The following is a 9,821-nucleotide window of genomic DNA, read 5'->3' as shown; positions in this document are numbered from 1 at the left end:
ATTGTTAGCATCAGGTTCGGTATAACCGCCGACTGTCATTGCAGCCCAAATACGATTTCCTGTTACTTCTACACTGGGCATAGATTGAAAGTATCTTGTAGCAGGGTCATATGTTTCTGAAGTATCTGATGATAATTTGGTCCTGTATAAGCTCTCTCTATTTTGATCCGTTACGATTATTACATTAGCCGGATCTAGATGTCCTGCTTTTACATTATTATAATTAACACCCATTACAAGACTTCCCCCGATTAACAATAGCGCTATTACAAAAACTAAAAGTCTTTTCATCAATTCCTCCTTTGTTTATTTTAACAGCAATTTGATTCTGCCTTTTTTAGAGTATCTAAAATAAACTGTTCAAAAGCATTGTTATCTACATTTTCAGCATATAAAATTTCGTTGCCATTTTGAGATTCAACGGTATATCCTCTTTTGTCTCCGTCAAGAATGACTTCAACTTTATGTTTTGAAAATTCACAAAAAGGTCTTACAAAGGATGCTATTGTCAATGGATCGTGAAGTATAGGATTTTTATTGTTGTTTTTTATCCATATCTTCATCATGGAAGCTAATAACTTATTTCCTTTGCTTTCAAAACTTAAAATCTGTTTCAGTGTTTCATCTTTTAAGACGCATTTACGAGTAATATCCAAACCAACCATTTGGATATCAACCCCTGATTTGAGCACGATATCGGCAGCTTCAGGATCGCATTTTATATTCCATTCGGCAAAAGACTGATTAATAATGCCACCCATTATAACTATTTTCTTAAACTTTTTAAAAGTCTCACTATCTTGTTGATATGCTCTTGCAAGATTAGTCAATGGACCTATAGCAAACAAAACAATTTCATTTGGATGTTTTTTTGCACTTTCCAACAAAAAGTCTATAGCCGATTTTTCTTCATAATTATAACCAGCCATATTTTCTTGATAATGCGTAATAATTACCTTACCGTCTTCTCCTTTTCGTTCGAAAGGAAACATCTTTAAAGGTTCTTTTATGGGATAATCTTCGCCGCAATAAACTTTTATATCCCCATGTCCATAATAATCAAGCTCCGCCTTAGCAATTTTAGAACGCATATTTACATTTCTATAAACAGAAGTAATTCCTAAAATTTCATATTCAGGCAAAGCTAATGCTACTGCCAAAGCAAAAGCATCATCAATGTCGTCACCAATGTCGGTATCAATAATAATCTTGTATTTTTCCATAACTCGCTCTCTTCTAGCATTTTTTGCAAATAGTTATCCAGTAGAGAGGAACTTGTCCTCTCTACCGTTCTTTTGTAAAAACGTTTTTTATTAATTTTTTTTAGTTATTGAAGTGTGATATCAGAAGGTATTTCAAGAGTACGTGAAGTATCGCCAAATATGCTATTAACAACCCAAGTATCATAGCCGGAATTAGCATCATTGGGCGGCCAACCAAATGAAATTCCAAGTTTTTCTTTGTGCGCTTTGAAACAGGTATTTTGGAACATCAATAATGTTTTATATCCCATTGATTCGGCTTGAGCCAATGTACCCTTATATAGATTTTCTGCTGCAGATTTTGAAGACTGAGAAATTATTCTTGGAATATATTCGTACCAAAGGTTGTTAAGTTCGGTCTGCAAATATACCATAGAAACATATCTGCTGTCTGTTGCATCCAAACTGAATTCAAGTCCTTTTCTGCTGTATGTATAAGGTTGCAATGCTGCTTTTAGATTATAATCAACATACTTTAGGAAAGTATCCAAAGTTTCGCCCTTATAGTGTGTCAATCTAGCATACATAGGATTGATCAATAACAACATACCGCCCATGAATCCATATTTTCCAGATGCGCTGTTTTGAATTTCTTCAAATACTTTGTCAGTCCACTTAATCTGTCCATATTTGTATGTGATTGTCTTGGTTTCATTGGTCTCTTTATCAACAACGGTTTCTGTTTCTCCAGGCTGCTTTACATATTCATAAGTTACGCCTTCAACACCATATTGAATCAAACGCTGTCCTTCTTCGCTCCACAAAAAGTCAAATAGTTTTATTACTCTATCAGGATGTTTGCAAGATGTTGTTATCATGCTAAAACGATATCCGTTGCCTGACAAATCTCTCAAAACAGGAGCATCACCCTGATAATTAGTAAGCACGATAGGAACATACTCAATTCCAGAATTTAAGTAAGCGTTTCTAAAGAATGATGCAAAATCCTGAGGTGATAACATACATACAAAAGGAAGTCCTTGTTGAATGTAAGTAGATATTTGAGAGTAATTAGCACTCAAGTTACCGCTTGAAATCAATTTGTTTCTGTATAACTCATTAAGGAACATTAATGCATCTTTATATTTTTCTTGAGCCGGTTCATAAGTCTTATTGCCTTCTTTGTCTTCAGGCTCAACTGCAAAATATTCCATTAACCAGTTAATACCCTTGCTACCATTGGTTGTGGATGATTCAAATTGTCCTAAGCATACCGTAGGGTTAGTTGCGGGTAGATTATAGTTTTGTTTTACCCATAAGCACATTTCTATAAATCCTTGAGGAGAAGTTGCTTCAACATCTGACCAATCAGGATTTTTAGACTTTTTGTATGCAATATATGCTTCTAAATAATCTTTTCTTGCCACGATTCCACCGTTTGAATTCAAAGTCATTCCTGAAATTTCTTTGTAATCATTAAGATCATTATAGGTATAATAATGGTTAGGTAATCCAAAGATTGTATCATTACCTGCATTAAAATACGATATTATTTCATCGTCTATACGGTTTAAAAGAGAAGGAGCATATCTTTCTGCTAATCCTTGTAGAGGATAAACATATCCTTCATCTTGAAGCTGAACTCTTAACGCTGTACCATGATTTACTGTAATAACATCAGGAAGATTTCCGCTAGAAATCAAAGTATTAAGCTGTTGTCCCGAGTCATCAGCTGGCGTGATAAAGTTAATATTAATTCTGGTCTTTTCCTTTATTACATCAGAAACCAATGAGTTTCCATTTCCTCCCCAGCTAAAGGTAGAATAATTGACAAACCAATTAATTGTTATTTCTTCGTCATCGTCTGTCAATTGTGTCCAACTATCACTGTTAGCATCAGCATAGCCATGGTCAGGATAATAATAATCTGACTTACGGTTATTGTTTTTGCATGCTGCTAAGCTACAAAAAATTAAAGTGAAAGAAAGTAGCAATGTAACAATTCTTTTCATCTTTTCCTCCTATGTGAAAATTTTTTATCCTTTTATTGAGCCGATCATTATACCTTTTGTAAAATATTTCTGTAAGAAAGGATACAAAGCAAAAATAGGTATTGTAGAAATTACTATTGCCGCAAAAGATATGGTCGTGGCAGATGTCTCTTTTTGAATAGCTGCCAAATCACCTTCCAAAACAGGAACGCTAGATTGTTTGATCAACTTAACGAGATAATATTGCAATGTCATCAAATCTGTTCCTTGAGTATATAGCATTGTTCCCATATATGAGTTCCAATGCCCTACTGCAATCCACAAACCAATTGTTGCAAGGCAGGGTTTTGATAATGGAAGATAAATTCTCCACCAGATTGTAAATTCCCTTGCTCCGTCTATAATCGCAGCCTCTTTTATTTCATTTGAAATTGATTTGAAGAAAGATGACATAACCAGCATGTTATAAACAGAATAAATTGACGGTATAACATAAACCAAAAAGTTGTCATATAGGCCTATCATACTTATAACCATAAAATACGGTATAAGACCGCCGCTAAAAAACATAGTAAATAAATTAATCCAATGAAATACTTTTTTAAAACGCAACTTATTGCTGCTAAGTCCGTAAGCTGTGCATGATGTAAAGATCAAAGATGTAATCACACCAATAACGGTCTTTAATACGGTATTTCTAAAACCTAACCACAATCTATCATCTGCAAAAACTACTTTATAACTAGCCGTTGTAAAAACTCTGGGCCACAGCCAAACACCGCCGCCTGAAAAGTCCTGGCCATTATTTAAGGAACCAATAACTACATACCAGAAAGGATACAATGTGATTAATGCAAAAATAATCATAAAAGAATAATTAAAATAATCAAAAACATGCATCCTTTTTATGTGATTTCTCTTATAAGTTCTTCTTTCGTACGCTGTTGTCATTAATATAAGCTCCTTCCAGTTGTTTTCTTGCTTATATAATTAGCTGTAACAAGTAATATTAAGCCAATAGTTGATTCAAACAAACCTATAGCTGAACTTAATGAATACATATTTTGCAGTATGCCTTTTTTGTAGATATACGTTGTCAGAACTTCGCTTCTTGAAATATTCAATACATTTTGGAATATATAGAAATGTTCAAAAGAGTTTCCCAACAAATTGCTAATGCTTAGCAACAAAAAGATAGTGATCGTATCAGCCATCATAGGAATAGAAATATAAATCGCTTTGTGAAAACGATTGGCGCCATCTATTTCAGCAGCTTCATAAAGGCTCGGGTCAATTCCTGAAAGTGATGCAAGATATATTATAGAACCCCAACCAGTACCCTTAATTAATGAAGTAATAATTATTGTCGCCCAGAAAAATTCAGAAGACTGTAAGTTTATTGGATTTTCATCTGAAGATAATCCAATAAGTTTTAACAAAGGATTAAAAATTCCTGTTGTCATATCTGTTAGAGCTATACAAATTCCGCCAAAAACAACCCAAGAAATAAAATGAGGGAAGTTGGTGATTGCCTGTATAGTCTTTTTGAATTTTGCATGCCATACTTCGTTAATCAATAGTGCGAAAATTATTGGAGCTGGGAAGTTAATGAAGAGCATCAGCACATTAAGTCCTAGGGTATTAAGAATAACATCCTTAAAGTTTTGATCAGTTAAAAATATTTTGAAGTTATTAAATCCCACCCAATTGGACTTTAGAATTGCATCCAAAATGTTAAGCTTCATGTTTCCGTCTTTAAACGCCAAAACAACTCCAAACATAGGAGCATAAGCAAATACAGCCAAATAAATGACGCTAAGAGAAGCCATTATTAAAACTTCAATTTCAGCAAATTGCAGTCTTTTTTGCTTTTTAGCCAACTTTTTGTAAGTTGTAAGTGATTGATTATTTGAATAACTCATTGTATATATTCCTCATTCTCCGCCCGAATATATAATCATTTTATGCTTTTAGTTTAGTGCATCCTATATAACAAAACAATGCAAAAAAACAATACAAAGTAATGATTTTACGATATAGGCTATTTTTTTAGATACAGATTTTAATAACTTTCTTTATAATTAATATTGAAAAAAGTAAGATTTTTATATCAATATTGACAACTAAATAACATTTTTATATAATGACATAAAACAACCAAATAATATTTTTTGGGTTTACTAATGATAAGTTTTAAATACATACATATAAATAACTATAAACAAATAACAAAAGTACCTCCTCATCTTCATAATTGTTATGAATTAGTTTATTTTCACAGCGGTTCAGGTGAATCTGGCTATATAAATTTTGAAGATTCCAATTTTCAATCTGAAAATTATATTAACTATTATAGAAACTATAACTTATCAAATTCAGAACTAAAGTTCTCCCCTGGATCATTTATTATTTATTCACCCTTTGTTTTGCATAATGAAATTCATTTTGATCCTTCACGTATCACGGCTATAGGTTTTACAATAGACAAAGAAATCGATTATAGTTTTGATACAAAAATTTATAATGATTTCGATTCATTAATCCATAAATATATCATGGATATAGAAACTGAATACTTAAACCGAAACTTCAATTATATCAAAATGATAGAAGTAATGATTTTCCAATTACTCACTCAATTACAAAGGTTAAATAATACCCAACAATCCACCAGCATTCAATTTGCAAAAGCTTATATAGACCAGTATTATATGACCGAAATTAAACTGGATAAGTTAGCCAAGCAATCAGGATACTGTTCTGATTATTTCAGAATAAGATTTAAAGAAGAGTACGGTTGCCCTCCAAAAACCTATATCCTAAAAAAGAGATTGGAATTTGCAAAACATCAAATAACCACGAGCAATTTACCGTTAAATATAATTGCTATAAACTGCGGTTTTAATGAATATAATCAGTTTGTTGCCTTTTTTAAAAAATTTGAAAAGATTTCTCCAAATGCTTATAGAAAAAAGGTTAAAACACCTGATAATTAATCATTACTAAGTTACTTTTCTATTGCGTTTTTGGCGTTTGCTTATAGCCATAAACTTGATAATATCACACCTTAAATTATAAGCAAGTTTTATAATTACTTCAATATCATAAAGCTTTGAACTCATGATATATTTTTAAAGTTTTCTCTTGATTAAGAATATATAATAAATAATAAAAAAATCCCTTTCATATGTAAAAAGGGATTTTTAAAAATCTAATAAAGTAATATTATTTTTTAAATAGCAACAAACCCATAAAGGCGACACCTAGCAAAGAAGATATTATCGTGAAATTAATCATTGATACACCTCTACAACCTTTTGATGATGTATCAGGTTGAGATGTATCTGGAAGCTTAACATCTGCTACTTTAACTGTAACGCTTAATAAATCTTGCGCATCTTCTACTTTATCAGGCAATTTTGTATTAAATCTAAATTTATAAATGCCTTCTGCGTTTTTATTGTAATTTAAAGATGACCATGTTCCGGTCAAAGTGTATTCTTCGCCATATTCATCAACAGCAACAATATTAGTAGGAAGATTATTCAAAAAGCTTGATGATGCAGTACCTAAAGAGACTTCGATCCTTCTGTCAAATTGAGTTTTTAATGATATCAATTCTTTATATTCATGATTTTTAGATATCAAAATACGGTTTTTTGCAACATCGCTTATAAACTCTCCTGCAATAATATCAGATTCATTGAATACAGACATACGGATTTCTTGCTGAATTGAACGGTTACGATCATATATAACATAAATATTTCCTTCACTATCAATTGCTGCATCAGGATATGCAACTGTTGTCCTATCATCTATAGTCAATGAGTGACTCCATGTTTTTCCATCATCTTTGGATAAAAATGCCATTAGGTTAGTTCTTGTAGCAGTGCTAAGATTAGTTATCCACAATAAATTACCAGAAGGTAATCTCTCTATATGAAATTTTGAACCAGGGCTAATCAAGGGACTTCCTAAATTGGCAACATAATCGGTCCAAGTAACTCCACGATCGTATGAAAAGGACTGCTCTACTCCGCCTCCGCTTCCATTTTCAATTCTAGATAACATCCAGAGGGTTTTATCTTTTAGTTCTACAATTTGAGACTCATGGAACCTTTTAGAAGTTGCTGTTGATATTGCCTCACTTTTTCTTTTCCATGTTTTTCCTTTATCAGTCGATGAAAAGATAGAAGTTTTGTTAAGGTATGCTCCATTTTCTGTAGTCCCGTTTTCAGCACATATAAGCCATTCCTCTCTGCCATAATCATCAATTATTACAGTTGGTATTTTTTGCGCACCAAAAGTATCAATAATATATCTAGGCCCTGTCCATTGTATTTCTTCGGGTGTTGCTTCAGGATTGGGTATTACTATTACGCAAGTGCCTGCCTGTACATAAAAACACCATAATTCGCCTTGAGGTGAAAGCCATAAATTGGGAACACAAACTTTTATTCCTGAGTTTAAAGCATCATCATGATCTATTATTATAAATGGATCAATCCAGGTTGCACCTTGGTCATCACTATATGCTAGTACAATATAATTGTGCGGATGAGGTTCCTTATCGCCGCCAACAGTCCAAGCTGCCCAAATACGCTCACCTGTTACTTCTATTGAAGCCATACTCTGAAATCTTCTGCTATCCGGATCATAGGTTTCGGTGGTATCATCATCTATTGGAGTATTATATATTAACTCTCTGTTTTCATCAGTTACTTTAATTATTGTAGCAGGATCTGACCAAGAATAAGAAGTAGCATTAGCCACAAATTTTTTCTCCTGTAAAAATAACATGCTAATAGCAATATAGACTACTAAAAAGATAATTAAACCATATTTTTTTATTTTAATCATTCTTCACCACATTTTTTGGCTCCTGTCCTCTAACAAAATGTTAGAGGACAGCCAACTTTATCTTTAGTTTGTTTTAAATTGTTTTTTATTGCTAAGCAAAAGTAAAACACCAAAAGAAGTAAATAGCATTATGAAAATCATATCCATTCCGCTTCCGCTAACAGTACCACAGCCTTTGGATGCTTTCGCGGTTTTGGACCATTTTGCGTACAATGTAATATCTCCGCTAGATCCTCTTACAATAGATGTAACTTTTTCACCACTAAAATCTTCATTTAAATACCAGCCTTCAAAAACATAGCCTTCTTTGGTAGGATCCTTCAAATCAAAAGTTGCGTTGATTGACTGGTAAGTCGTAATATTTTCTGGATTGTTAGTTCCTCCATTTAGCACATAAGTTATAGTATAATCGATAGCCTTGAACACTACATAAAAGTTAACATCTTCTGTTACAACAACCGTAAATGTGTTATCACTGTTTAATGTTACAGGTTCATCATTTAATGTAGCTGATTCAAATTCAAATCCTATTTTTGGTAATACAGTAAATGTAACTTCTGTGCCAGGCAATACATAATTTCTAGAAAGTCCTGCTTCTACTGTAGCATTAAATCCATCATAATTAACACTGCAAGCCTCGTAGGGTTTTAAATCATCGACAAGAGTGACACTTCTAATAGTCACTGATGCATTACACATTGACGGATTATTTAAAGGCTCTACAATAATGTAGGGTAAAATTTCGGTAGGGAAAGTATCTCCTGTCGCATTATTCGTTCCTGAAAAAGCAGCTTGAGTTACAGGTACTACTATTCTACCATCAAATTCAGGATAAATAACTACTGCACTTTGATTTACACTAATAACTCCAGTATTCCAAATCCATGTGTTCGTTTCATTTGCATATCTTGTCTGCCAACCATTAAGAGTGTTAAGTTCATATTTAGAATCAACTAAACATAAAAGCGGGAAAAGTTTTGCTTTAGAGGTTGTTGTTAAATCAAATACTATGCCTTTAACTTTTTCTAAAGATACAAAACCATTTTCATTTTTCATTTCATCTGGCAAGCTGATTATCATAACGTCATTTTTAAATTGAGCTACTTTAGAGTTATTGGTCATTTCTGCTGTCAGATTAGCAGGAGCGCCTACGAACTCCCCAGCGTTTAATAAAATTGTCGTAACATTATTTTCGCCTAATTTAGTATAATTATCAGCTTGTGCTGTCCAAACCACATCTTCATATGTAATAGCTGTGTCAGGATTAAAGCCATCTAGAACATAAACATCACCAAAGCTATGACGCACTCTGTTAACAAGAGCGCTTGAATAAGATATTGAAGTAAGATTATTTATTGAACCATCAAAGCTGTCCAAAGGAATTATAAATCTACCGCTAAATCCTTGGAATTCAGAAGTAATCGGATACACCATACCATCAGTAGATACTTTGGATATAAGCTTTCCTTGACTTGTTTGAACATAATAACTTGCTTGGTCTTTTAATGAAATAGTATTATTTCCATCGCTTAGGCTTACTCGAATGCCTGCATTGGTGTTAACTACCATTTGAAAATAATCAAATGCTACATAGCTATCAGATGTAAGAGTTGCTTGAATTTGAGTAGCTGTCATTCCGCCAAAACCTTCTGCCACATCAGTACGCACTGCAACCCCTTTAAAAGGCGAATATACTGAGCCAAGAGTTGTTGTTACGAGGAAATATGAAGTACCTTGTGCAACTGTAAATACCTCATTTTTATCA

Annotated in this window: 8 protein-coding genes; 1 reads left to right on the top strand and 7 read right to left on the bottom strand. The window is 32.9% G+C overall.

From position 1 onward, the window contains the following. The 5 genes from VIL26_05440 to VIL26_05420 all read right to left on the bottom strand — a co-directional run. Nucleotides 1–291: hypothetical protein (locus VIL26_05440; protein HEY8390376.1), on the bottom strand; the 291-nt coding region annotated here is incomplete at its 3' end. Nucleotides 292–311: 20 nt separating this feature from the next. Continuing rightward, nucleotides 312–1,223, bottom strand: coding sequence for a nucleoside hydrolase (locus VIL26_05435; protein HEY8390375.1), 912 nt, complete (start codon nucleotides 1,221–1,223; stop codon nucleotides 312–314). Nucleotides 1,224–1,327: 104 nt separating this feature from the next. Beyond that, the gene (locus tag VIL26_05430; GenBank protein ID HEY8390374.1) at nucleotides 1,328–3,214 is read right to left on the bottom strand and encodes an extracellular solute-binding protein; all 1,887 of its coding nucleotides are present in this window, start codon (nucleotides 3,212–3,214) and stop codon (nucleotides 1,328–1,330) included. A 24-nt stretch (nucleotides 3,215–3,238) separates the two neighbouring features. Next, nucleotides 3,239–4,144 (bottom strand): carbohydrate ABC transporter permease, encoded by a 906-nt coding sequence (locus VIL26_05425; GenBank protein ID HEY8390373.1) that lies wholly within the window; start codon nucleotides 4,142–4,144, stop codon nucleotides 3,239–3,241. Beyond that, nucleotides 4,144–5,115, bottom strand: a complete 972-nt coding sequence (locus VIL26_05420) for an ABC transporter permease subunit (protein ID HEY8390372.1) — start codon at nucleotides 5,113–5,115, stop codon at nucleotides 4,144–4,146. The genes VIL26_05425 and VIL26_05420 overlap by 1 nt, the downstream gene beginning before the upstream one ends. A 261-nt stretch (nucleotides 5,116–5,376) precedes the next feature. On the opposite strand from VIL26_05420, the gene VIL26_05415 reads away from it, so the two are divergent. Continuing rightward, nucleotides 5,377–6,189: an AraC family transcriptional regulator gene (locus VIL26_05415; GenBank protein ID HEY8390371.1), complete on the top strand. Its 813-nt coding sequence runs from the start codon at nucleotides 5,377–5,379 to the stop codon at nucleotides 6,187–6,189. A 229-nt stretch (nucleotides 6,190–6,418) separates the two neighbouring features. Here VIL26_05415 and VIL26_05410 read toward each other — a convergent pair whose 3' ends face one another. After that, nucleotides 6,419–7,969: a sialidase family protein gene (locus VIL26_05410; GenBank protein ID HEY8390370.1), complete on the bottom strand. Its 1,551-nt coding sequence runs from the start codon at nucleotides 7,967–7,969 to the stop codon at nucleotides 6,419–6,421. Between the two features lie 150 nt (nucleotides 7,970–8,119). Then, a partial coding sequence (locus VIL26_05405; protein HEY8390369.1) for an InlB B-repeat-containing protein occupies nucleotides 8,120–9,821 on the bottom strand: 1,702 nt, incomplete at its 5' end.

The sequence above is a fragment of the Clostridia bacterium genome, from assembly GCA_036562685.1.
GTDB lineage: Bacteria > Bacillota > Clostridia > Christensenellales > DUVY01 > DUVY01.
Note: the sequence above shows the minus strand (reverse complement) of the source record. Positions and strands in the feature narration are given on the sequence as shown.

Excerpts from the sequence above, each read along its gene's own strand:
- VIL26_05435 (HEY8390375.1), bottom strand. The coding sequence starts at position 1,223 with ATGGAAAAATACAAGATTATTATTGATACCGACATTGGTGACGACATT.
- VIL26_05430 (HEY8390374.1), bottom strand. The coding sequence starts at position 3,214 with ATGAAAAGAATTGTTACATTGCTACTTTCTTTCACTTTAATTTTTTGT.
- VIL26_05425 (HEY8390373.1), bottom strand. The coding sequence starts at position 4,144 with ATGACAACAGCGTACGAAAGAAGAACTTATAAGAGAAATCACATAAAA.
- VIL26_05420 (HEY8390372.1), bottom strand. The coding sequence starts at position 5,115 with ATGAGTTATTCAAATAATCAATCACTTACAACTTACAAAAAGTTGGCT.
- VIL26_05415 (HEY8390371.1), top strand. The coding sequence starts at position 5,377 with ATGATAAGTTTTAAATACATACATATAAATAACTATAAACAAATAACA.